This is a genomic window from Streptomyces sp. NPDC056580 (assembly GCF_042793175.1).
GTDB lineage: Bacteria > Actinomycetota > Actinomycetes > Streptomycetales > Streptomycetaceae > Streptomyces.
The window spans coordinates 708,063-729,301 of sequence record NZ_JBHTVE010000001.1 but is presented as its reverse complement, the minus strand read 5'-3'; the positions used below and the strand labels follow the sequence as shown (position 1 = coordinate 729,301).

Genomic DNA, 21,239 nt, shown 5'->3' with positions numbered 1-21,239 from the left:
GTGCGAGCGGACGGGCCCGGGCGGCGCAGGCCGGCCGCCCCCGTATGCTTCCCGCAGGGCATCCGCAGGCAACCGGTAGGGGAGAGCACGTGAGGGTCGGCTGCATCGGACTCGGGGACATCGCGCAGAAGGCCTACCTGCCGGTGCTGGGCACGCAGCCGGGCGTCGAACTGCACCTGCAGACCCGGACGCCCGCCACCCTCACCCGGGTCGCCGACTCGCTCCACCTGCCGGACGACCGGCGCCACACCACCCTGGACTCCCTGCTCGCGGCGGACCTGGACGCGGCCTTCGTGCACGCGCCGACCGCCGTCCACCCGGACATCGTCACCCGGCTGCTGGAGGCGGGCGTGCCCACCTACGTGGACAAGCCGCTCGCCTACGAACTCGCCGACTCCGAGCGGCTGGTGGCGCTCGCCGAGCGCCGGAACGTGTCGCTGGCCGTCGGTTTCAACCGCCGCCACGCCCCGGCCTACGCGCAGTGCCTGGACCACCCGCGCGAGCTGATCCTCATGCAGAAGAACCGGATCGGGCTGCCCGAGGAACCGCGCTCCATGGTCCTCGACGACTTCATCCACGTCGTCGACACGCTGCGCTTCCTGGTGCCGGGCGTGGTCGACGACGTGACCGTGCGGGCCCGCGTCGAGGGCGGTCTGCTGCACCACGTCGTGCTCCAGCTCGCCGGGGACGGTTTCACCGCGCTCGGCGTGATGAACCGGCTCAGCGGCTCGGCCGAGGAGATACTCGAGGTCTCCGGGCAGGACACCCGGCGCCAGGTGCTCAACCTGGCCGAGGTGATCGACCACCGGGGGCAGCCGACGGTGCGCCGGCGCGGTGACTGGGTGCCGGTGGCGCGGCAGCGCGGCATAGAGCAGGCGGTGCTCGGCTTCCTCGACGCGGTGCGGGCCCGCAAGGTGCTCAGCGCCCGTGACGCACTGGCGACCCATGAGCTGTGCGAGCGCGTGGTACGAGCGGTTCTGGACCGGTCCGCCGCAGCCTGAGCGCCCGTACGCCCTCGCCCACGCACAGCGCCGCCAGGATCAGCAGCGCGCCGTGCACGGGCCAGTCGCCGTAGCGGACGTACGGCGTGATCCCGTGGGCCAGCGGCACCTCGTAGACGTGGGTGGTGCTCGCGTCGGTGCCGAGCCACGGGCCGAGGCGCCGGCCGGCCGGGCCGTACACGGCGGAGACACCGGTCAGCGTCGAGTGGACCATGGGGCGTCCGGTCTCCGCGGCCCGCAGCGCGGCCAGCGAGGCGTGCTGCTCCGGGGCCCAGCTCCCCTGGAAGGTCGAGGTGGAGGACTGGCCGAGCAGCACGTCCGCGCCGTCCGCGGCCAGCCTGCGGCTCATGTCGGGGAAGGCCGTCTCGAAGCAGATCAGCGGGCCGATCCGCAGCCCGTGCCCGGCGTTCATCACGACCTGCTCGGTGCCGCGCCGCCGGTCCTCGCCGGCCGCCCTGCCCACCGAGGTGGCCCAGCCCAGCAGGGAGCGGGCCGGGATGTACTCGCCGAAGGGGATGAGCCGCATCTTGTCGTAGCGCCCGCCCGTCGGGCCGTTCGCCCCGACGAGCACCGAGCTCTTGTAGATGCCCGGCCGGTCGGAGCGCCGGGCGTCCACGTTGACCAGCAGATCGGCGCCCGTCCGCCGGGACAGCGCGGCGATCCGCCGGGCCAGGTCGGGCCGGTCGTTCAGGTCGAAGCCGACGCTGCTCTCGCCCCACACCACCAGGTCGACGCCCTGTCCGGCGAGTCGCTCGGTCAGCCGTTCCTCGCGGTCGAAGCGCTTCTCGGCGCTGTCCCGCCCGCCGACGACACCGGGCTGCACGACGGCTATCCGCACCCCGCCGTCGGCGTCCGGGCGAGGCGCCCAGGCCCAGGCGGCCGAGGTCGCCGCGGCGGTGGCCACCAGTGCGGCCACCGCCGGCAACCGCGACTGGCGCACCGACACCAGTACCGCGACCGCCACGTTGACGGCCACCACCAGGAAGCTGAGCAGCCACACCCCGCCGACCGAGGCCAGCCGCAGCGCCGGTGCCACCTGCCACTGGCTGGAGCCGAGCATCCCCCAGGGACCGCCGAGTCCCTGCCAGGAGCGGACCAGTTCCACCGCCAGCCACGCCGAGGGCAGCACCAGCAGCGCGGCCGCGCCCCGCCCCGGTGACGGGACGCCGCCGAGGAACCGGCGGACAAGCCGGCCCCAGGGCGCCCAGAGCACGCCCATCAGCGCGGCTATCAGGAAGATGAACACGTGCAGGCTCGGCAGCAGCCAGTGGTGCACGGCCACCATGAACCCGAAGCCGCCGCACCAGCCGTCGTACGCCGCCCGCCGTGCGGTCGGCGCGGAGCGCGCCAGCAGGATCCAGGGCACCAGGGCCACGTACGCGAACCACCACAGCGCGGGCGCCGGGAACGCGAACACGGGCAGGGCGCCCGCCAGGGCGGCGACGCCGGAGCGCCGCCAGGGGGAGGTGAGCCAGTGGTCGATCGTCCTCATGAGGAGTCTCCCTACCCAGCGCTGCCTCCAGTGTGCGCGCGGGAAGCGATCTCCGACAGGGGGCGCCGGGGCGCCCCGCGGCTCACCCGGAACCGGCGGCCGGGCCCCGCCCGGACGTCCGGCGCCACTTCTCGTGCGCCACGACCCGGCTCAGCCGCCAGCCGTCCGGCGTGCGCAGCAGCGCGAAGTCGTACCGGCCGCCGCACACCAGGTCGGGGGCGCCGGAGCCGCCGTCGCCGGCCAGGCGCAGCGGGCTGACGTAGTCGGCCCGCACCCGGGCGGTGTCCCCGGTGTCGTGCTCGTGGACGGCGAACCGCACCCGGCGGTTGACGATCAGGTGCTGGCGCATCCCGAACGGCTCCAGGCTCCCCTCGAGCCACCCGGCCACCCGGCCGGCCTCGCCCTCGATGCCGCCGGCGGAGCGGTAGTCGGCCCGCCCGTCCGCCGTGAACAGCTCCCGGTAGGCGGTCCAGTCCCCGTCGTCCATCGCCACCGCGTACTCGGTGACCGTCTCGTCCACGGCCAGCCTGTCCATCACGGTCGCGAGCTCCACACGCTGCGTCATCGGCACAGTGTTGGGCAAGCGGGGCCCGGTGCCAAGGGTATGGGCGGCAACGTGGTGCGCGTGTCCTACCACGGGACGCGTCAGGGGCCCGCGGGCACGGTGCTCAGGGCAGGAGGGCCAGGGCCCCGGTCAGGTTGTGCTCGGCGATCCGCGTCATGGCGGCCCGGTCGGGGAAGTCGCCGTCGAGCAGCCGCAGCGGGCCGGCGACCAGGGACAGGCGCATGGCGAGTGCGTAGAGGTCCGTCCGCCGGGGATCGAGGCCCGGGCGGGACAGCACGGGGTAGCGCTCGCCGAAGCGGAGCCGGAGGAAGACGTGCTCCCATTCGACGTCGAAGTGCATGAGGCCCTCGATGTCGATCAGCACCGCGCGGCCGTCGGCGTCGACCATGACGTGGTCGGGTCCCAGTTCGCCGTGGATCAGCCCGTACTCGGCTCGTGGGGGCACCAGCGCGGCCAGGTGGTGGAGACGGTCGCGCAGGCGGTCCTCCACCGCGGCGATCCGGCCGTCACGGCCCGCGGCCTCCGCGAGATCGGACAGGGCGCGGTCGAGGACCAGCTGTTCGCAGGAGACCCCGGTCGCGGTGCCGCCGGCCGGCAGCAGGTCCACCCGGCCGTACCGCGGGGCGTGGTGCCGGTGCATGGCGTCCGTCGCCGCCGCCAGGTCCTCCAGGGCGGCCGCCGCGCGGACGGGGTCGGACTCGAAGAGCGCTTCGAGGGTGTCCTCGGAGACGTCCTCGACCACGGCCACGTCCGCCGGATACCGCTGTCGTCCGCCGTCCGCCAGGAGCACCCGCGGAACCCGTACCCCCAGGCCGTCCAGGGTCTGCCGGGCGGCCAGGAACGGGGCCAGCCCGGAGGCCGGCGCGAACGGGTCGTCCGGGCCGACGCCGGCCCGGACGGGCCAGAAGTCCTCCGTCCCGGCCCAGCGGTAGACGATCACCTGCGCCACCGGTGCGCCGTCGACCCGGACCCGGTACACGCCCTTCCTGCTGCCGCCGCGCAGCCGCTCCACCGCGACCGCGCGGCAACCCGGTCCGAGCGCCTCGCGCACCGGCTCGGACAACTCCTCGGTCTCCGCGAGTCTTCGCATCCGAAGAACATACCGGTCCGGCGCCGGCCCGCTCCCGTCGCGGACTCCGCCTCAGGCCGCCTCGATGACACGGCCGCGGACGGCGTGCGCCCACTCGACCACCAACAGCTCGTACTCCGCGCGCTCCTGAGGCGACAGGGTGCCGCCCGCGCGCAGCCAGAGCGCCCGGATCCGCTCGTTCAGCTCGGCGGCGGAGCGCACGGAACCACGGGGCATGAAATCGGGGGACATGCGGCCCAGCCTAGGGGCAAACACTGACACTGCGCTACCGATCGGCTACTCACGCCACACAGGTTGGCCGGTGCCCGGCGTGCTCAGCTCGCGGATTCGGCCGCGTGCGGGCTCAGTACACCCGTCGTCACCAGCGCGATGATGACGATGCCGAGGGCGACGCGGTACCAGACGAACGGCATGAAGCTCTTGCTGGAAATCCACTTCATGAACCAGGCGATCACCGCGTAGCCGGACGCGAACGCGATCGCCGTCGCGAACAGGGTGGGCCCCCAGGCGACTTCTCCGCCGCCCACCGAGTCCTTCACCTCGAACACGCCGGACGCCAGCACCGCCGGGATGGCCAGCAGGAAGGAGTAACGGGCCGCGGCCTCACGCCGGTAGCCCATGAACAGGCCGCCGCTGATGGTGGCGCCGGAGCGGGAGACGCCGGGGATGAGGGCGCAGGCCTGGCATAGGCCGAAGATCAGGCCGTCCTTGACGCCGAGGCTCTCCAGGGTCTTGCGCTGCTTGGGCGCCCGGTGCCGGCCGCCCTGCTCGTCCCGGGCCGCCAGCCGGTCGGCTATGCCTATGACCACGCCGACGACGATGAGCATCGTCGCGGTGATCCGCAGATCGCGGAACGGACCCTCGATCTGGTCCTTCAGCGTCACGCCGAGCAGCCCGATCGGGATCGAGCCGACGATCACCAGCCACCCCATCTGGGCGTCGTGGTCCCGCCGCATCGCCTTGTCGAACAGCGACCGGAACCAGGCGGAGACGATCCGGCCGATGTCCTTGCGGAAGTAGATCAGCACCGCCGCCTCCGTGCCGATCTGCGTGATCGCCGTGAAGGCCGCCCCGGGGTCCTCCCAGCCCGAGAAGGCCGCGGTCAGCCGCAGGTGCGCGCTGGAGGAGACGGGCAGGAACTCGGTCAGCCCCTGGACGAGTCCGAGGACGAGGGATTCAAACCAAGACATGGAGGTGAGGCGTCCAAGCGCTGAAGGGGATACGAGGTGATCATGCGACGAAGGCAGCGTAGCGGGCGCGGGTGACGGGCCGGGCACAGGGGTTCGGCAGGCGTGCGGGCCGCGCCCGGTCCGTGCGGTTCAGGCCGTGGCCGGTCCGGCGACGGTCCAGCCGGGGGACTGCGGATGAGCCGTCAGGTCCTCGTGCCGTACCGGGTCGCCGCAGGCCCGGCACGTCACCTGGGGGACCAGTTCGCTGCCGCAGCGGTGCTCGACCACCATGGGGAGGTCGACGCCGCCGCGCAGATGGCGGTCGCCCCACTCCTTGAGGGTCATCAGGACCGGTTCCAGCTCCAGCCCCGCCTGCGTCGGCCGGTACTCGAAGCGCTGCGGGCGCTCGCTGTAGGCGCGCTTGACGAGGATCCCCGCGTCCACGAGCCGGCGCAGCCGGGTGGCCAGGACGTCGCGGGGCGCGCCGATGTTGCGCACCAGTTGGTCGAAGCGCCCGTTGCCCAGGCACACCTCCCGGAGCACGAGCAGTGAGTACTTCTCGCCGACCAGCGCCAGGGCGTCGGCGATGGAGCAGGGGCGCGGGTCCTTCGTGGCGGCCATGCGGCCCAGTCTAGGTGAGGGTTTGTTTTTCCAACCCACCAGGCTATGGTGAGTTCGGATTTCCTACTCACCAGTAGTCGAGCGTGCGAACGCTCAGGCATCGCGGGAGGCCCGCACCATGCGCGACGCAGTCATCGTCGAAGCCGTACGCACCCCCATCGGCAAGGGCAGGCCGAACGGCTCCCTCGCCCACGTCCACCCCGTCCAGCTCCTCGCCCACACCCTGCGCACCCTGGTCGAGCGCTCCGGCGTCGACCCCGCACTCATCGACGACGTGATCGGCGGCACCGTCGACCAGGTCGGCGAGCAGGCCATGAACACCACCCGGTACGCCGTCCTCGCCGCAGGCTTCCCCGAGGCGGTCCCGGCGACCACGGTGGACCGCCAGTGCGGCTCCTCCCAGCAGGCCGTGCACTTCGCCGCGCAGGGCGTCATCTCCGGCGCGTACGACCTGGCCGTCGCCTGCGGCGTCGAGTCGATGAGCCGGGTGCCGATGTGGTCCAACGTGCCGGCCGGCGCGGACCCGTTCGGCCCGGGCGTCGCCGAGCGGTACCCGGAGGGCCTGGTCCCGCAGGGCGTCAGCGCCGAACTCATCGCCGCCAAGTGGTCCGTCACGCGGGCGCGGATGGACGAGTTCGCGGTCTCCTCGCACCGGAAGGCCGCCGCCGCGTGGCAGGCAGGCCTGTTCGACGCCGAGGTCGCGCCCCTGGACGGCGTGTCCCGAGACGAGTGCGTACGGCCCGGCAGCACCCCGGAGATCCTCGCCGGTCTCAAGCCCGCCTACTACGACGCCGGCTTCGCCGAGCGCTTCCCGCAGATCGAGTGGAACGTCACCGCGGGCAACGCGAGCCCCCTGAACGACGGCGCCTCCGCCGTGCTGATCACCTCCAGCGAGACGGCCGCCCGCCTCGGCCTGCGCCCGCTCGCCCGGCTGCACAGCTTCGCCGTCACCGGATCCGACCCGCTGCTGATGCTCACCGGCGTGCTCCCGGCGACCGAGAAGGTGCTGCGCCGCGCCGGGCTCGGCCTGGACGACATCGACCTGTTCGAGGTCAACGAGGCCTTCGCGAGCGTGGTCCTGGCCTGGCAGCAGGAGACGGGCGCCGATCCGGCCCGGGTCAACGTGCACGGCGGCGCCATCGCCCTCGGCCACCCGCTCGGCGCCAGCGGCACCCGGCTCACCACCACCCTGGTCCACGCCATGCGCGAGCGCGGCGCCCGCTACGCCCTGCAGACCATGTGCGAGGCGGGCGGCCTCGCCAACGCCATGATCCTGGAAGGCGTCTGACGGGGCCGTTGGCCGCGCCGGGTCAGCGGGCCCGCAACTGGTGGCGCTTGCGCCAGGCCACCACCGTGCCCGCCAGGGCCGGTACGGCGATGCAGGCCATCGCGATCAGGAAAGCGGGGGAGGTCGGCGCCGAGGCGCGGGCGCCGGCCACCGCGTAGGCGGCGGTGTTCGGGATCGAGCCGAGCGCCGTCGCCAGCAGGAACGGCAGCCAGCCCATCCGGGAGACGGCGGCGCAGTAGTTCGCCGCCCAGAAGGGCACGCCCGGGAAGAGCCGGGCCACCATCATGGACCGGAAGCCGTGGCGGCTGAGCTGTCCGTCGGCAGCCTTCAGCCAGCGCCCCCGCAGCAGCGGCCGCAGCGCCTCCTGTCCGAGCACCCGGCCGAGCCCGAAGGCCAGCCCGGCCCCCAGCACCGTGCCCGCCAGCGCCGCCGCCACCCCCAGTTCGGAGCCGAACAGGGCGCCGGCCGCCAGGTTCAGCAGCGGTCGCGGGATGAACGCCACCGTGCACAGCCCGTACGCCGCCGCGAACACCACGGCCGCGGCGGCCCCGCCGAGCTGCGGCGGCCAGCCGTGCGTCAGCAGCCGCTGCGGCTCGAAGGCCAGCACTCCCGCCGCGGCGCCCGCGAGCAGCACCAGCAGCAGGGACAGACGGGCGTACGGCGACAGCAGCACGCGTGTGCAGCGGACGGCGAACCCCGCGCGGGGCAGGGACGGTACGGTCGCCGGGGGAACGGCGAGCTCCGTGGCGGCGGCCCGGGGAGAGGCCAGGGCGGTGCCCCCAGAGCGGTTGGTGGCATCGAGCATCCGGTGACAGTAACCGACGAACACATGTGATCGCCGTATGGTCCGTCTCACCGGCGGCGGGACAGCCGGGTGGCGCAACCCGGCGGTCGCCCGGCCGCCCCCGGGTCACCGCGGCCACCTCCCCGCCCGGGCCGCGGGGGCCGCCGTATCGTTCGGCCCATGACCGCCGCGTCCCCCGCCCCGCCGCACGTGCCGCGCAGCGCCCTCGCCGACGCCGTGCTGGAGCGGCTGACCGCCGTGTACGCCCCCGCGGCCGACCCCGGGCGGGCGGCGGCGATGCGGGCGTACATGAAGGACGTGGCGCCCTTCCTCGGCATCCCCACCCCGGCCCGCCGCGCGCTGTCCCGCACCGTCCTGGCCGGCGTCCCGCGCCCCGGCGAGGCCGACTGCGCCGCGATCGCCCTGCGCTGCTGGCGGCTGCCCGAACGCGAGTACCACTACTTCGCGGTGGACTACCTGCGCCGGCACGCGGCCCGCTGCTCCTCCGGGTTCCTGCCCGTGGCCCGGCACCTGGTCACCACCGTGCCGTGGTGGGACACCGTCGACGCGCTCGCCGCGCACCTCGTCGGCGCCCTGGTCGCGGCCGACCCGGCGCTCACCGCCGACATGGACGCCTGGATCGCCGACGCCGACCTCTGGGTGGCGCGCACGGCCCTGCTGCACCAGCTCCGGTACAAGGAGCGCACCGACACCGGCCGGCTCTTCGCCTACTGCCTGCTGCAGTCCGGGCACCCGGACTTCTTCGTCCGCAAGGCCATCGGGTGGGCGCTGCGCGAGTACGCCAGGACCGATCCGGCGGCCGTGCGGGAGTTCCTGGCACGGGAGCGGGGCCGGTTCGCCCCGCTGACGGTCCGTGAGGCGCTGAGGAACGTCGGGCCCTGAGGGGACGCGAGGCGCGCCGGCACGGCCCGGCGGGGCACGGCCCGGAAAACCATTCGACGCCGGACAAATCGTCGGCGATGATCGTCGTCATGTTCCGGTACGCCTTCCTCCTCGCAGCATCCGCCGTCGCGGATGCCCCGAAGGCTGCCGTCCCGCTCCTCGCGGCCGTCGCCGGCGGCGCCCGAAGCTGACCCTCTCCGGTACGACCGGCGGACCCCGCAGGGGGAGGGTCGGCCGGTTCCCAGGGGTCCCGAACTCCCTTACGGCTGAGAGGCTTCGAGGTACAGCCATGTCCAAGACGGTGTACGTGCGCACCAAGCCGCACCTCAACATCGGCACGATGGGCCACGTCGACCACGGCAAGACCACCCTGACCGCCGCCATCACCAAGGTCCTCGCCGAGCGCGGCACCGGGACGTTCGTGCCCTTCGACCGCATCGACCGCGCCCCGGAGGAGGCCGCCCGCGGCATCACCATCAACATCGCGCACGTCGAGTACGAGACCGACACCCGGCACTACGCCCACGTCGACATGCCGGGTCACGCCGACTACGTCAAGAACATGGTCACCGGCGCCGCGCAGCTCGACGGGGCGATCCTCGTCGTCTCCGCGCTCGACGGGATCATGCCGCAGACCGCCGAACACGTGCTGCTGGCCCGCCAGGTGGGCGTCGACCACATCGTCGTCGCCCTCAACAAGGCCGACGCGGGCGACGAGGAGCTCACCGACCTGGTCGAGCTGGAGGTCCGCGACCTGCTCAGCGCGCAGGGCTACCCGGGCGACTCGGTGCCCGTCGTGCGGGTCTCGGGGCTCAGGGCCCTCGAGGGCGACCCGCGCTGGACGGCGTCCGTGGAGGCGCTGCTCGACGCGGTGGACACCTACGTCCCGATGCCCGAGCGCTACCTGGACGCGCCGTTCCTGCTGCCGGTGGAGAACGTGCTCACCATCACCGGGCGGGGCACGGTCGTCACCGGAGCCGTCGAGCGCGGGACGGTACGCCCGGGGGACCGGGTGGCGGTGCTCGGCGCGGACGTGGAGAGCGTGGTCACCGGGCTGGAGACGTTCGGCAGGCCGATGCGGGAGGCGCAGGCCGGGGACAACGTGGCCCTGCTGCTGCGGGGTGTGCCGCGCGACGCGGTGCGGCGCGGGCACGTCGTGGCGGCGCCGGGAAGCGTGGTGCCCGCACGCGGCTTCGTGGCGCGGGTGTACGTGCTGTCGGCGCGCGAGGGCGGCCGTGCGACCCCGCTGTCGACGGGATACCGGCCGCAGTTCCACATCCGCACCGCCGACGTGGCCGGGGACGTCGACCTCGGGGAGACCGCGGTCGCCCGGCCCGGTGAGACGGTCGAGATGACCGTGGAGCTGGGGCGGGAGGTGCCGCTCGAGCCGGGGCTCGGGTTCGCCGTCCGCGAGGGCGGCCGGACCGTGGGCGCCGGGACGGTCCTGTCCGTCGGCTCCCGGTGACGGGGGCGCGGGGCCCGCGGGGCGGCCGTCGCCGGCCGCGCGGCGCCCCGCGGGCCCCGCGGCGGGTCCCCGCGTCCGGCGCCGCCCCCGCGGCGGTGACAATGGTGGTGTGAGTGAAGCCGTACCCGTGACCCGGACCGTCGACCACGGCACCGCGAAGCTGATGCCCGACGTCGACCGGGAGCGGGCCTGGCTGCTCACCGTCGACGGGGCGCCGCAGTCGTACGTCGACCTCGACGAGCCCGGCCACCTGGAGTTCGAGTACGCGCGGCGGCTCGGGTTCGCCCTCGACCTGGTGGACGCGCCCGGGCGCCCGCTGGACGCGGTGCACCTCGGCGGGGGAGCGCTCACGCTGCCCCGGTACCTCGCCGTCACCCGGCCCGGCTCCCGGCAGCACGTCGTGGAGGCCGACCGGAGGCTGCTTGACCTGGTCGCCGAGCGGTTGCCGCTGCCCGAGGGGTCGGGGATCGCGGTGCACGCCGCCGACGCGCGGGCCTGGCTCGAGGCCGCGCCGGACGGCTCGGCCGACGTGATCGTCGCAGACGTCTTCGGCGGCTCACGGGTCCCGGCCCACCTCACCTCGCTCGCCTACGCCCGCGAGGCCGAGCGGGTGCTGCGGGCCGGCGGCGTCTATCTGGCCAACCTGGCCGACGGGGCGCCCTTCGGCTTCCTGCGGTCCCAACTGGCCACCTTCGCGGCCGTGTTCGAGGAACTCGCGCTGGTCGCCGAGCCGGGCGTGCTGCGCGGCCGGCGGTTCGGCAACGCGATCCTGGTGGCCTCGCACCGGCCCATCGACACGGCCGGCCTGGCCCGGCGCGCCGCCGCCGACGCGTTCCCGGCGCGCGTCGAACAGGGGGCGGCGCTGCGGGACTTCACCGGCGGTGCGCGGCCGGTCCGGGACGCCGACGCCGTCGCCTCACCCGAGCCCCCCGACGGGGCTTTCGGCATCGGCTGAGGGAAGCCGGGGGGCGCTCGTCCGCCCGGTGCGCCGGGTCAGCGTGCGGACGTCCGGGACCAGCAGGACCAGCGCGGTGACCAGCACGACCAGTCCGGCACAGCCCCACAGCGAGCCGGTACGGCCGAAGGCGGCCTCCGCCGGGCCGGCCAGCGCGGTGGCCAGCGGCACCAGGGACACCGAGCCGAACCAGTCGTACGCCGAGACCCGGGACAGCTTGTCCTCGGGGATCTCCTGGTGCAGCGCGGTCATCCAGGAGACGCCGAACACCTCCACCGTCGAGCCCGCGACGAACATGACCGCGTACAGGACGCCCACCGGCACCGGTACGGCCAGCGCGGCCGAGGGCAGGGCCAGCGGGAACACGCACAGCGTGCCCGCCAGCAGCAGGCGCCGCGGTCTCCAGCGGGTCATCAGCAGGGCGCCGGCCACCGTGCCCGCGCCGAACGCGGCCAGCGCGAGACCCCAGGGCCCCGCCCCGCCCAGGCTGTCGCGGGCGACCAGCGGGCCGTATACCGCGTCGGCCGCGGCGACGACCGCGTTGGCGATCGAGAACTGCACGACGATGCCCCACAGCCACGGCCGCCCGGTGAACTCCCGCCAGCCCTCGCGGAGATCGGCCAGCATGCCGCCGCCCGGCGCGCGCGGCGGGATGTGACCGACGTCGAGGAAGGCGCGCAGCGCTCCGGCGAGGGCGAAGGCCGCCGCGTCGACGGCGAGGACCCAGCCGGGGCCGACAGCCGCGACCAGGGCGCCGCCCAGGGCCGCGCCGCCCAGGGCCGCACCCTGGGTGGCCATGCGGAAGAGGGCGAACGCACGGCCCGCCTGTTCCCCCTCGACAGAGGACATCAGCATGCCCTCGGCCGCGGGGCTGAAGAACGCCTGCCCCGTGCCGCCGAGCGCGGTCAGCAGCATCATCTGCCACAGCCGGGGCTCGCCGGTGAGCACCAGTACCGCGAAGGCCGCCTGGGAGAGGCAGTTGAGACAGTTGGCGGCGACCATCACCCGGTGCCGGGGCAGCCGGTCCGCGACCGCGCCGCCGATGAGCAGGAACACCACCAGCGGCAGCGTCCGGGACGCGGCCACCAGACCGACGTCGCCCCCGTCCCCGCCCGCGTCCAGCACCGCGAACGCGGCGGCGATCAGCGAGCCGTTCGCGCCCAGGCTCGTCACGATGGCCGCCGTGGTCAGCAGCGAGTAGTTGCGTCCCGCCCAGGCGGGTCCGCGGGGGCGGGCGGCGTGGTCGTCGGCGGTGGAGGTCACCGGGTGACTATCGCCGCTCGCCGTCCGGCTTGCCAAGCGGATTGCCGCCCCCGCGGGCGGTCCCGGTCCGGCCGGCCGCTCAGCTCTCCGTCGGATCGCCGTGCAGCCGCACGGTGCTGAGGATCTTCATGATCGTCGCGGTGTCGACCTCGCCCTTCACGCCCTTGGCGCCGTAGAAGTCGAACGAGACGATGTCGTCCGCCGAGTTCTTGAAGGCGAACGACAGGGCCTTGCCGTCGCTCACGCACTTGCCCTTCTGGGGGGTGCCGCTGGAGCGGGCCCACGCGTAGGCGCCCTCGACGCCCGACGCGGTCTTGTACGGCGTGGCCTTCTTGTCGAAGGTGATGCTCTTCTTGTCCGGCTGGGTGTAGCCGCCGTAGACGTACCAGGGCACCCGGGTGACCGCGGCCTGCTCGGCGCTCTTGGCGCCGCTCTCTCCGCGGGTGCCGGCGACCGCCAGCGCGGAGTCCTCGGTCTTGCCGTCCTTGTCGCTGTCTTCCGTGCACCACTTCGACTTGAACGAGGCCGGGGCGGAGACCGAGGTGATCAGCTTGTCGTTGTCGGCGTGGTCCTCCATGAAGAACGAGACGTCCGTGGACTGCAGTTCCCAGTCCGCCGGGACGTCGAAGGCCGTGCCGAACTTGGGGTTGACGACCACCTTCCACCCCGCGACGGTGGGCTTCTCGCTCGCGTCGCCGCGCGGGTTGTCCTCCGGCGCGGACGAGGACTCCGAGGGGCGGGGCGCCGGCGACTGGCTGGTCTTCCGCTTGTCCTTGCCGTTGCCGGCCTCGTCGTCCTTCGAGCCGGCGAGGACCAGGAATCCGGTCACGCCGGCGGCGACGACTACGGCGGTGGCCGCGATGATCGCGATCAGCTTGGTGCGGCCGCCTCCGCCGCCGCCCTGCGGGGGCTGCGGCTGGGGCGTGCCGGCGGGTCCGGGCTGTCCCCACTGCGGCTGCTGCCCGTACGGGTTCGCCTGCGGGTACTGCTGGTAGCCGGGCTGCTGGTACGGATTCGGCTGCTGGTAACCCGGCTGCTGGTACGGGTTGTTCTGCGGGTTCTGCGCGCCCCCGGGCGGCTGCTCTCCTGGCCACATGGGCAGCAACCCTAGTGGGCCCACGGAAACGATTCGGTCACCGGCCCTTGTCAGGGACGTACCGAAACCGCGCCGCTATTTCTCCTCGTAGAGCCGGACGGTCGCCATGATCTTCCGCACGGTCGTGTCCGGGGCCTCCTGCGAGACGCCGGCGGCGCCGACGAAGGACCAGGCCAGGAACGCGCCGTCCGCGTCCTTGAAGGCGAACGTGGTCGCCTTGCCGTCGTAGGCGCACTTGCCGTGCTTCGGCACCCCGGACGAGCGCGAGGTGGCGACGCTGCCCGTGACGCCGGACGCGGTGGTGGCTGGCCGCCTCCCGGCGGCTGTCGCCCTGGCCACATGGGCGGCAACGATACAGCGGTGATCCACACGGCTCTGGTCAGCCCGGCTACTCGTGAGTAACATGCCCGCATGAGCGCAGACCAGATGACGATCGGCGAGATGCTCGCCGCCACCGTGCCGATGGCCCGGACGCTGCACCTGGAGTTCCAGGAGACCTCTCCGGAGCGGGCCGTGGTGTCGCTTCCCGACCAGGGGGACTTCCACAACCACGTGGGCGGGCCGCACGCCGGCGCGATGTTCACGCTCGGCGAGTCGGCCAGTGGCGCCATCGTGCTGGCCGCCTTCGGCGACCAGCTCTCGCGCGCGGTGCCGCTCGCCGTTCGGGCCGAGATCGCCTACAAGAAGCTCGCGATGGGCGCCGTCACGGCGACCGCGACCCTGGGCCGGCCGGCCGCCGAGGTCGTGGCCGAACTGGACGCGGGCAAGCGGCCCGAGTTCCCGGTGACGATCGAGATCCGGCGCGCGGACGGCGCCGTGACCGGCGAGATGCAGGTGGTGTGGACCCTGCGCCCCAACCAGCAGGACTGACCGGGGAGCCGGGCAGGGACCCGGCCGCCGGCCGCGGTCCGTCCCGCCCGGATCACCTGTCCACCGGTGTTCTCTCCGTCCGCCTCGCCCGGATCACCTGTCCCCAGTGTTCTCTCCGCCCGCTCGTCCCAGGCTGCCCGGCGCCGCTGCCGGCGCCCGGCCCGGGCGGTGCCGTGCTCCGCACCGTCATCCGGTGTCGCCACGAACTCCGCGAGCCGGCCGCGGAATTCGGGACCGCGGTCCGGCCGGGCGCAGGCCGGGCGGACCGCCGTCCGCAGGGCCGGGCGCAGGCCATGCGGACAACCGTCCGCAGTTGGTCGGCCTTGTCGCCGGTGTCGTGGCGCGGGCCGGCGAAGACGACCGTGTGCACCGTGCCGGCCGCGGCCGGCACCCGCAGGGCGTCGCTGAGTTCCATCTCGCCGCCGCGGCCGGGCGCGGGGTGCGCTCCAGGACGCCGCAGACGGCCGGTTCGAGCGCGTAGCGGCCGATGACGCACGCGGACGAGAGCGGGCCGGAAAGACATCGGAACCGGCTGTGGGCGGCTGTCCGCGGTGCGCGGGAAGCCGGAGGTTCCGTGCGTCATCGGGCCTTCGGCGTGAGGAAGTTGACCGTTGTGCGATCCCGGATTCCGCGAACGCCTGTGGATACCACCGGTAACTATTGTTCATTTCCCCGGTGTCGCCGCCCGGTCATTCGAACTCCTTGTTTCCTGTGACGCGGTTGTGCGAAGGTGAGCCCTCCCGTGAGAGGGGAAAGGCCGGAGCCGCAGGTACGGCCGGACCCTCCCGGCGTGCACCGCTCAGGTGCCGCTTTCCGACAGGACGCGATCCGCATGCCGCCGTCCTGCGGCTGGAAAGGAACGCCTTCCGTGCAGTCCCCCCACCCCCCACACCCACCGTTCCCCTCCCGCTCCGGCCCGCCGCCGGAGGAGTCCGACCACACCCTCGCCGCCCGGCTGGGCGGTCCCGAGGCCGGCCGCCACGACGCGGCCGCCCTGCTGCTGGCGCGGCACTGGCGGGCCGTCCACGATTACGCCGTCGTCTGCCTGGCCGCCGCCGGCCCGTCGGCGCGGCTGGTGACCTCCGCCGCCTTCCAGCAGGTCCTCGGCCGCCCCGTGAGCGGAGCGGCCGGCGGCGCCCTGCGCCCGCGCCTGCTGGCGGCCGTCCGGGAGACCGTCCGCACCTGGGCCGCCGACGAGGCGGCGTGCGTGGTCCTGCCGGAGCTGCGCAAGCCCGCCGGCGGTCGCGGTCTGCGTGCGGCGGCGCCCCGCACGCCGGAAAGACGACGGCTGGCCGAACGCGCTTTCCGGTCGCTTCCCGTCGCGTCCCAATGCCTTCTGTGGCATACCGAGGTCGAGGCGGAAACCATAAACATACCCGCTGGTCTGCTGGGTATGGACACGGCCGCCGCGGTGATCGCGCTGCGGCGGGCCCGGGCGGAATTCCGGGCGGGCTGCGTACGCGCCCACCGGGAACTCGCGACCTCCGCGGAATGCCTTTGCTGCAACCGCCTGCTCGACGGTCCCATTCGCCGGGCCGGGGCCCGGCTCCCGGAACTGCGCCGCCATCTGACGGCCTGCTCCCACTGCCGGCACGCCGCCGAGCAGCTCAGCCTTTTCGAGGACGGACTCGACGTCCTGATCGCCGAGACCGTGCTCGGCTGGGGTGCCCGGCGCTACCTCGACTCCCGGCCGGGCCGGGCCGCCCGCGAGGAGGTCCCGGCCCACGGGCGGCTCCCGGCGGCCCCGGCCGGCCGGCCCGGCGGCGCACCGCCGGGCGGACGCCGTACGGCACTCGCGGTCGGCGTCGGCCTGGCCTCGCTGGGGCTGCTCGCCACCGTCCTCACGGCCATGGACCGGCCCGGCCACGACGGTGTCCCGCACCCCTCGGTCACCCTGGGCGTCCCCGCCGGCCACCGGTAGGGCCCACCCCACCAGGGCACGGCACCACGGCCCCGCCCCGCGACCCGGTCCACAGCGCCCGCGCCCGGACCGCACGGCCGCCTCGCCGGCTCGTACTCAGGGGCGCCCGGGGAGAAAAGCGCCCGAGGGGCCGCCGGCTGACCTGAACCGCCCGCATGGGGGCTTGCCTCGAGCGGCGGGATCGGGTCAGCCCTGAGCGGCGGGACCGGGCCCGCCCGGAGTCGCTGGTCCCGGGGCCGCTCGGAGCCGCCGGCCGTGGTTCGCCCGGCGTGACCGCGTGCGCGCCGATACCGCCGGGCAGGACGTGGTTCGCCGCGCCGGCGGCGAACTGCGAGGCCGGCAGGAGCCCCGCCGGCAGCCGGTCCGGCAGCACGCCCTGCCGCACGCAGGCGGCCGCCACCCAGGTGAGACAGGTGAGAACGGCCCCGGCCAGCAGCCATCCGGGGTCGGCCGAGGCCAGCCGGGCGGCCCCCCGAGCCGCCACCGGCCGGCCGGCCAGCGCCCAGCACCCGGCGAGCAGCACCGGGCGAGCAGCACCGGGGCCAGGCACAGGACGAGCCGCACGGGCCGGGCGGCCAGGAGGGGGGCCCGCGCGGGAGCGCGTGGCACGGGACAGGAGGGCGGGGAGAGCGGCGGGAGCGGTGACGGTGAGGACACGGGGACGACGTCCTTCCGCATCGGGCCCGGCGGAGGAGCGGCGGGGGCCAGGGGGAGGCGGGGCGGCGGAACCTCGGGGAGCCTCTCCCTCCCGCGTGACACCCGGATGGCCGGAAGGCGACGGGGTGAGGGCGCGGCGGCGCCCGCACCGCCCTTGCGCGCGGGCCGCCGTTCACCGCCGACCAGGTAGCCTTCCCCTGGGGCACGCTGCGCAAGCCACGCTCCGCAGCACGGACAGCGACAGCGACTGGGGAGGAACCGGCGGTGCACGTCCAGGAATGGCTCGACACGGTGCCCGCGGCCGCCGTCTACGCCGTGGTGGCCCTGGTGATCGGTCTGGAGAGCCTGGGGATCCCGCTGCCGGGCGAGATCGTCCTGGTCTCGGCGGCCCTGATGTCCTCCCAGCACACGGGCATCAACCCGGTCGTGCTCGGTGTGTGCGCGACCGCCGGCGCCGTCATCGGCGACTCCATCGGCTACGCCATCGGCCGCAAGGGCGGACGCCCGCTGCTGGCCTGGCTGGGCGCCAAGTTCCCGAAGCACTTCGGCGAGGGCCATGTCGCCACCGCCGAGCGGTCCTTCGAGAAGTGGGGCATGTGGGCCGTGTTCTTCGGCCGTTTCGTCGCCCTGCTGCGCATCTTCGCCGGGCCCCTCGCGGGCGTGCTCCACATGCCGTACTGGAAGTTCCTCATCGCCAACGTCCTCGGCGGCATCTGCTGGGCCGGCGGCACCACGGCCGTCATCTACTACGTGGGCGTCGTCGCCGAGGACTGGCTGAAGCGCTTCTCCTACGTGGGTCTCGCGGCGGCGGTCCTGATCGGGCTGGCGTCGATGCTGGTCATCAGGCGCCGCGCCAAGAAGGCCCAGGCGCAGCGGCGGGAACCGGAGGCGGAGCCGGTGCCCGCCGGGGACTGAGCCGTCCGGGGACCTACTCGTGCACCCCGCGATGGGTCTTCGCCAGTTCCGCGTACAGCGTGCCGTTGAGGGTGACGCCCTGCCGTTCCTCCTCGGACAGCTCCCTTCTCACCTTGGCGGGCACCCCCGCCACCAGCGACCCCGGCGGCACGACCATCCCCTGCGGGACCAGGGCCTGCGCGGCGACCAGCGAGCCCGCCCCGATCACCGCCCCGTTCAGCACGGTCGCCCCCATCCCGATCAGGCAGTCGTCCTCCACGGTCGCCCCGTGCACCACCGCGTTGTGCCCGATGGAGACGCGCTCCCCGACGGTCACCGGGAACCCCGGGTCGGCGTGCAGCGTGACGTTGTCCTGCACGTTCGCGTCGGCGCCCACGGTGATCCGCTCGACGTCCCCGCGCACCACCGCGCCGTACCAGACGCTGGCCCCCGCGTGCAGCGTGACGTCTCCGATCACCGAGGCGGTGGGCGCCACGAACGCCTCCGCGTCCACCTGCGGTTCCTTCCCTGCGATGCCCACGATCAGCGCCTTGTGCGTCATCACCGTCTCCTCGTGTCCGTCCGTACCGCGCACGGTACGTGAGCACTGGGGCAAAGATCACAGCGGCCCGGGCACTCGACCGGGGCGCCCGCTGAGTAACGTGAGCCCGTGCCGAAGCGCAAGAACACGTTCTCATCCCGGCGGCGGGGCCTCGCCCAGCGCGCCGTCCACGCGGCCTGGGCGTGGGCGCAGCGCGCGGGGTCCGTCAGCGCCGAGCACCCGGGCAGGTTCCGCTTCGGCTCGCTGGGACCGGCCACCAGGCTGGCCTTCCCGCTCGGCACCGTCTTCGGCGAGCCCTGGATCCACATCGGCTCGCACTGCATCATCGCCGAGCAGGTCACGCTGACCGCGGGCCTGATGCCGGACCTCGACCTCGGTCCGGACCCGATCCTGCGCATCGGCGACGGGGTGGTCCTCGGCCGGGGCAGCCACGTCATCGCCGACACGACGGTCACCATCGGCAGCGACTGCTACTTCGGGCCGTACGTCTACGTCACCTCGACCAACCACTCCTACGACGACCCGCACGAGCCCATCGGCAGGCAGTGGCCGCGCATGGAGCCGGTGGAGATCGGCCCCGGCTGCTGGATCGGCACCGGGGCGGTGATCCTGCCCGGTGCCCGGATCGGCCGGAACGTGGTGGTGGCGGCCGGTGCGGTGGTCCGCGGCACGGTGCCCGACCACGCCGTGGTGGCGGGGGCGCCCGCCCGGGTCGTACGGCGCTGGACGCCCGACGACGGCTGGCAGCCGCCGCTGCGGACCCCGGCGCCGGTGCCGCTCCCGGAGGGGGTCACCCCGCAGCAGCTCCGCGCGCTCGCCGACCTGGACGCGGAGGGCGTCGAGCAGCTCGCGCGGCTGGAGGCCGAAGGCTGACACGAACGGTCGCCGGGGGATACTGCGCAGTACAGCTCGCTGAACCCCGGACATTGGACGGATCGTGTCGGACCTCGAACTCCTGGCCCAGTCCCTGGCCCGCAACGTGCGGCACTGGCGTGCCGTGCGCGGCTTCACACTGGACGTCCTCGCCGCCCGGGCCGGGGTCAGCCGCGGCATGGTCATCCAGATCGAGCAGGCCCGCACCAACCCCAGCATCGGCACCGTCGTCAAGATCGGCGACGCGCTCGGCGTCAGCGTCACCACGCTCCTCGACTACGAGCGGGGCCCGAAGGTCCGCGTCGTCCCCGCCGAGCGCGCGGTCCGGCTGTGGCACACCGAGGCCGGCAGCTACAACCGGCTGCTCGCCGGGACCGAGGCGCCCGGGCCGCTGGAGATCTGGGACTGGCGGCTGATGCCGGGCGAGAGCAGCCCCTCCGAACCGCACCCCGCCGGCACGGTGGAGCTGGTCCACGTCACCGCGGGCGAGCTGACGCTCACCGTGGACGGCGAGGAGTACCGCGTCCCGGCCGGCGCGAGCGCCTCCTTCGAGGCCAATGTGCCGCACCTGTACGGCAACCGGGGCGAGGCGCCGATGGAGATGATGATGGCCGTCTCGGTCCCGCCCGTGCACTGAGACGCGGGTACGCCCGCCGCGGGCGCCTTGTTAGCGTGCGGCCATGCGCGCACCCATCGGAGACTTCGAGACCGCCGTTCCCGCCCCCGACTGCCTGGACGAGCTGACCGCGCCCGTCGCCGACGCCGTACGGAACTGGCGGGGCGGTGTCCCCGCCGACCGGATCGTCTACGTCGACACCGACCCGCGCTGGGCCGACACGGCGGTCTTCGTCGAGCACTACGGGCGCGACCTGCTGGAGCGCTCGGCCAACTGTGTGGTGGTCGCGGCCAAGCGGGGCGGCGAGACCACCCTCGCCGCGTGCCTGGTGCTCTCCACCACCCGGGTCGACGTCAACGGCGTGGTGCGCCGCCGGCTCGGCGCCCGCAAGGCCTCGTTCGCATCGATGGACACCGCGACCGGCGAGACCGGCATGGAGTACGGCGGCATCACCCCGGTCGGACTGCCCGCCGGCTGGCCCGTCCTGATCGACGCCGCCGTGGCCGACCTGCCGTACGTCCTGGTCGGCAGCGGGCGACGCCGGGGCAAGCTGCTGGTGCCGGGCAAGGCGCTCGCGGAGCTGCCGGGCGCGGTGGTGCTCGAAGGACTCGGCACCGCCTGACACCGGGGCGCGCGACACCGCCCGGCACCGGGCGCACGCGACAGCTCAGCGCAGGCGGGGGATCTCGATCGCCGGGCAGCGGTCCATCACCATGTCGAGCCCCGCCGCCCGGACCCGTTCCCCGGCGTCCTCGTCGACGACGCCGAGCTGGAACCACACCGCCTTCGCCCCCTTCTTCACCGCCTCGTCGGCGACCGCGCCGGCCAGCTCGCTGTTGACGAAGACGTCCACGACGTCGACCTCGAAGGGGATCTCGGCGAGGGAGGCGTAGCCCGCTTCGCCGTGCACCGTCTCCGCCTTCGGGTGCACCGGCACGATCCGCTTGCCGAACCGCTGCAGGACCTGCGCCACCCCGTACGCGGCCCGCCGCTGGTTCGCGGACAGGCCGACCACGGCCCAGGTGTCTCCCGTCTCGGTCAGGATCCTGCGGATGGTCGCTTCGTCGCCGTACAAGGCCGCCTCCTCGGGCCGCGGGGTAACCGTCGTCCGGGCAACAGCGCTCGCCGGGTGCTGATTCCCCCGCTTCCCCGCC

General features: G+C 74.1%; 23 protein-coding genes. 11 read left to right on the top strand and 12 right to left on the bottom strand.

The features are described from left to right. Positions 1-89 precede the first annotated feature (89 nt). Positions 90-1,001 (top strand): Gfo/Idh/MocA family protein, encoded by a 912-nt coding sequence (locus tag ACFQ9Z_RS03470; protein ID WP_383010165.1) that lies wholly within the window; start codon positions 90-92, stop codon positions 999-1,001. Here ACFQ9Z_RS03470 and lnt read toward each other — a convergent pair. The 6 genes from lnt to ACFQ9Z_RS03440 all read right to left on the bottom strand — a co-directional run bounded on the left by lnt (position 919) and on the right by ACFQ9Z_RS03440 (position 5,938). Further along, the gene (lnt, locus tag ACFQ9Z_RS03465) at positions 919-2,493 is read right to left on the bottom strand and encodes an apolipoprotein N-acyltransferase (RefSeq protein ID WP_383010163.1); all 1,575 of its coding nucleotides are present in this window, start codon (positions 2,491-2,493) and stop codon (positions 919-921) included. The genes ACFQ9Z_RS03470 and lnt overlap by 83 nt on opposite strands. Positions 2,494-2,575: 82 nt before the next feature. Further along, positions 2,576-3,058, bottom strand: a complete 483-nt coding sequence (locus ACFQ9Z_RS03460; RefSeq protein WP_383010161.1) for a nuclear transport factor 2 family protein — start codon at positions 3,056-3,058, stop codon at positions 2,576-2,578. Between the two features lie 103 nt (positions 3,059-3,161). Beyond that, positions 3,162-4,148, bottom strand: a complete 987-nt coding sequence (locus ACFQ9Z_RS03455; protein ID WP_383010159.1) for a phosphotransferase family protein — start codon at positions 4,146-4,148, stop codon at positions 3,162-3,164. A gap of 51 nt (positions 4,149-4,199) precedes the next feature. Continuing rightward, entirely contained in the window at positions 4,200-4,379 is a 180-nt protein-coding gene (locus ACFQ9Z_RS03450; protein ID WP_383010157.1) for a hypothetical protein, read from the bottom strand. A gap of 83 nt (positions 4,380-4,462) precedes the next feature. Next, on the bottom strand, positions 4,463-5,338 hold the full coding sequence (locus ACFQ9Z_RS03445; RefSeq protein WP_383010155.1) for an undecaprenyl-diphosphate phosphatase: 876 nt from the start codon (positions 5,336-5,338) through the stop codon (positions 4,463-4,465). A gap of 129 nt (positions 5,339-5,467) precedes the next feature. Beyond that, positions 5,468-5,938: a winged helix-turn-helix transcriptional regulator gene (locus tag ACFQ9Z_RS03440; RefSeq protein ID WP_383010153.1), complete on the bottom strand. Its 471-nt coding sequence runs from the start codon at positions 5,936-5,938 to the stop codon at positions 5,468-5,470. Between the two features lie 118 nt (positions 5,939-6,056). On the opposite strand from ACFQ9Z_RS03440, the gene ACFQ9Z_RS03435 reads away from it, so the two are divergent. Beyond that, positions 6,057-7,226, top strand: a complete 1,170-nt coding sequence (locus tag ACFQ9Z_RS03435) for a thiolase family protein (protein ID WP_383010151.1) — start codon at positions 6,057-6,059, stop codon at positions 7,224-7,226. 22 nt (positions 7,227-7,248) lie between these two features. Here the strand turns inward: ACFQ9Z_RS03435 and ACFQ9Z_RS03430 are convergent, their stop codons facing one another. Then, positions 7,249-8,031 (bottom strand): TVP38/TMEM64 family protein, encoded by a 783-nt coding sequence (locus tag ACFQ9Z_RS03430; protein ID WP_383010149.1) that lies wholly within the window; start codon positions 8,029-8,031, stop codon positions 7,249-7,251. A gap of 159 nt (positions 8,032-8,190) precedes the next feature. Here ACFQ9Z_RS03430 and ACFQ9Z_RS03425 point away from each other — a divergent pair, with 159 nt between their 5' ends. The 3 genes from ACFQ9Z_RS03425 (at position 8,191) to ACFQ9Z_RS03415 (ending at position 11,333) form a co-directional block, all read left to right on the top strand. Beyond that, the gene (locus ACFQ9Z_RS03425) at positions 8,191-8,913 is read left to right on the top strand and encodes a DNA alkylation repair protein (protein ID WP_383010147.1); all 723 of its coding nucleotides are present in this window, start codon (positions 8,191-8,193) and stop codon (positions 8,911-8,913) included. Between the two features lie 289 nt (positions 8,914-9,202). Next, on the top strand, positions 9,203-10,378 hold the full coding sequence (tuf, locus tag ACFQ9Z_RS03420) for an elongation factor Tu (protein ID WP_383010145.1): 1,176 nt from the start codon (positions 9,203-9,205) through the stop codon (positions 10,376-10,378). A gap of 109 nt (positions 10,379-10,487) precedes the next feature. After that, a complete protein-coding gene (locus tag ACFQ9Z_RS03415; protein WP_383010142.1) occupies positions 10,488-11,333 on the top strand; it encodes a spermidine synthase in 846 nt (281 codons plus the stop codon). On the opposite strand, the gene ACFQ9Z_RS03410 is transcribed toward ACFQ9Z_RS03415, so the two are convergent. The 3 genes from ACFQ9Z_RS03410 to ACFQ9Z_RS03400 form a co-directional block, all read right to left on the bottom strand. Further along, positions 11,295-12,596 (bottom strand): MFS transporter, encoded by a 1,302-nt coding sequence (locus ACFQ9Z_RS03410; protein ID WP_383010140.1) that lies wholly within the window; start codon positions 12,594-12,596, stop codon positions 11,295-11,297. The two genes, ACFQ9Z_RS03415 and ACFQ9Z_RS03410, sit on opposite strands and share 39 nt — an antisense overlap. A gap of 79 nt (positions 12,597-12,675) precedes the next feature. Further along, positions 12,676-13,692 carry a hypothetical protein gene (locus tag ACFQ9Z_RS03405; protein ID WP_383010138.1) on the bottom strand — a complete coding sequence of 339 codons (1,017 nt, stop codon included), beginning with the start codon at positions 13,690-13,692 and terminating at the stop codon, positions 12,676-12,678. A 75-nt stretch (positions 13,693-13,767) separates the two neighbouring features. Next, a complete protein-coding gene (locus tag ACFQ9Z_RS03400; protein WP_383010136.1) occupies positions 13,768-14,031 on the bottom strand; it encodes a hypothetical protein in 264 nt (87 codons plus the stop codon). Positions 14,032-14,103: 72 nt separating this feature from the next. On the opposite strand from ACFQ9Z_RS03400, the gene ACFQ9Z_RS03395 reads away from it, so the two are divergent. The 3 genes from ACFQ9Z_RS03395 (at position 14,104) to ACFQ9Z_RS03385 (ending at position 18,055) form a co-directional block, all read left to right on the top strand. Then, positions 14,104-14,562 carry a DUF4442 domain-containing protein gene (locus ACFQ9Z_RS03395; RefSeq protein ID WP_235902380.1) on the top strand — a complete coding sequence of 153 codons (459 nt, stop codon included), beginning with the start codon at positions 14,104-14,106 and terminating at the stop codon, positions 14,560-14,562. An 868-nt stretch (positions 14,563-15,430) separates the two neighbouring features. Continuing rightward, the gene (locus tag ACFQ9Z_RS03390) at positions 15,431-16,483 is read left to right on the top strand and encodes a hypothetical protein (RefSeq protein ID WP_383010133.1); all 1,053 of its coding nucleotides are present in this window, start codon (positions 15,431-15,433) and stop codon (positions 16,481-16,483) included. A gap of 921 nt (positions 16,484-17,404) precedes the next feature. Next, positions 17,405-18,055: a DedA family protein gene (locus tag ACFQ9Z_RS03385; protein ID WP_383010130.1), complete on the top strand. Its 651-nt coding sequence runs from the start codon at positions 17,405-17,407 to the stop codon at positions 18,053-18,055. A 13-nt stretch (positions 18,056-18,068) separates the two neighbouring features. Here ACFQ9Z_RS03385 and ACFQ9Z_RS03380 read toward each other — a convergent pair whose 3' ends face one another. Then, positions 18,069-18,596 carry a gamma carbonic anhydrase family protein gene (locus ACFQ9Z_RS03380; protein ID WP_383010128.1) on the bottom strand — a complete coding sequence of 176 codons (528 nt, stop codon included), beginning with the start codon at positions 18,594-18,596 and terminating at the stop codon, positions 18,069-18,071. Between the two features lie 108 nt (positions 18,597-18,704). On the opposite strand from ACFQ9Z_RS03380, the gene ACFQ9Z_RS03375 reads away from it, so the two are divergent. From ACFQ9Z_RS03375 to ACFQ9Z_RS03365, 3 genes are all read left to right on the top strand, one after another. Continuing rightward, positions 18,705-19,469 carry an acyltransferase gene (locus tag ACFQ9Z_RS03375; RefSeq protein WP_383010126.1) on the top strand — a complete coding sequence of 255 codons (765 nt, stop codon included), beginning with the start codon at positions 18,705-18,707 and terminating at the stop codon, positions 19,467-19,469. 64 nt (positions 19,470-19,533) lie between these two features. After that, positions 19,534-20,106 (top strand): XRE family transcriptional regulator, encoded by a 573-nt coding sequence (locus ACFQ9Z_RS03370; protein ID WP_143629248.1) that lies wholly within the window; start codon positions 19,534-19,536, stop codon positions 20,104-20,106. 43 nt (positions 20,107-20,149) lie between these two features. Next, the gene (locus tag ACFQ9Z_RS03365; RefSeq protein WP_383010124.1) at positions 20,150-20,707 is read left to right on the top strand and encodes a YbaK/EbsC family protein; all 558 of its coding nucleotides are present in this window, start codon (positions 20,150-20,152) and stop codon (positions 20,705-20,707) included. Between the two features lie 45 nt (positions 20,708-20,752). Here ACFQ9Z_RS03365 and ACFQ9Z_RS03360 read toward each other — a convergent pair whose 3' ends face one another. Next, positions 20,753-21,160, bottom strand: a complete 408-nt coding sequence (locus ACFQ9Z_RS03360; RefSeq protein WP_383010122.1) for a CoA-binding protein — start codon at positions 21,158-21,160, stop codon at positions 20,753-20,755. Positions 21,161-21,239 lie beyond the last annotated feature (79 nt).

Bases quoted from the DNA above. Each gene is read 5' to 3' on its own strand.
- ACFQ9Z_RS03405 (WP_383010138.1), bottom strand. From the start codon at position 13,692: ATGTGGCCAGGAGAGCAGCCGCCCGGGGGCGCGCAGAACCCGCAGAAC.
- ACFQ9Z_RS03365 (WP_383010124.1), top strand. From the start codon at position 20,150: ATGCGCGCACCCATCGGAGACTTCGAGACCGCCGTTCCCGCCCCCGAC.
- ACFQ9Z_RS03450 (WP_383010157.1), bottom strand. From the start codon at position 4,379: ATGTCCCCCGATTTCATGCCCCGTGGTTCCGTGCGCTCCGCCGCCGAG.
- ACFQ9Z_RS03460 (WP_383010161.1), bottom strand. From the start codon at position 3,058: ATGACGCAGCGTGTGGAGCTCGCGACCGTGATGGACAGGCTGGCCGTG.
- ACFQ9Z_RS03380 (WP_383010128.1), bottom strand. From the start codon at position 18,596: ATGACGCACAAGGCGCTGATCGTGGGCATCGCAGGGAAGGAACCGCAG.
- ACFQ9Z_RS03435 (WP_383010151.1), top strand. From the start codon at position 6,057: ATGCGCGACGCAGTCATCGTCGAAGCCGTACGCACCCCCATCGGCAAG.
- ACFQ9Z_RS03430 (WP_383010149.1), bottom strand. From the start codon at position 8,031: ATGCTCGATGCCACCAACCGCTCTGGGGGCACCGCCCTGGCCTCTCCC.
- ACFQ9Z_RS03455 (WP_383010159.1), bottom strand. From the start codon at position 4,148: ATGCGAAGACTCGCGGAGACCGAGGAGTTGTCCGAGCCGGTGCGCGAG.
- ACFQ9Z_RS03445 (WP_383010155.1), bottom strand. From the start codon at position 5,338: ATGTCTTGGTTTGAATCCCTCGTCCTCGGACTCGTCCAGGGGCTGACC.
- ACFQ9Z_RS03425 (WP_383010147.1), top strand. From the start codon at position 8,191: ATGACCGCCGCGTCCCCCGCCCCGCCGCACGTGCCGCGCAGCGCCCTC.
- ACFQ9Z_RS03395 (WP_235902380.1), top strand. From the start codon at position 14,104: ATGAGCGCAGACCAGATGACGATCGGCGAGATGCTCGCCGCCACCGTG.
- tuf (WP_383010145.1), top strand. From the start codon at position 9,203: ATGTCCAAGACGGTGTACGTGCGCACCAAGCCGCACCTCAACATCGGC.
- ACFQ9Z_RS03440 (WP_383010153.1), bottom strand. From the start codon at position 5,938: ATGGCCGCCACGAAGGACCCGCGCCCCTGCTCCATCGCCGACGCCCTG.
- lnt (WP_383010163.1), bottom strand. From the start codon at position 2,493: ATGAGGACGATCGACCACTGGCTCACCTCCCCCTGGCGGCGCTCCGGC.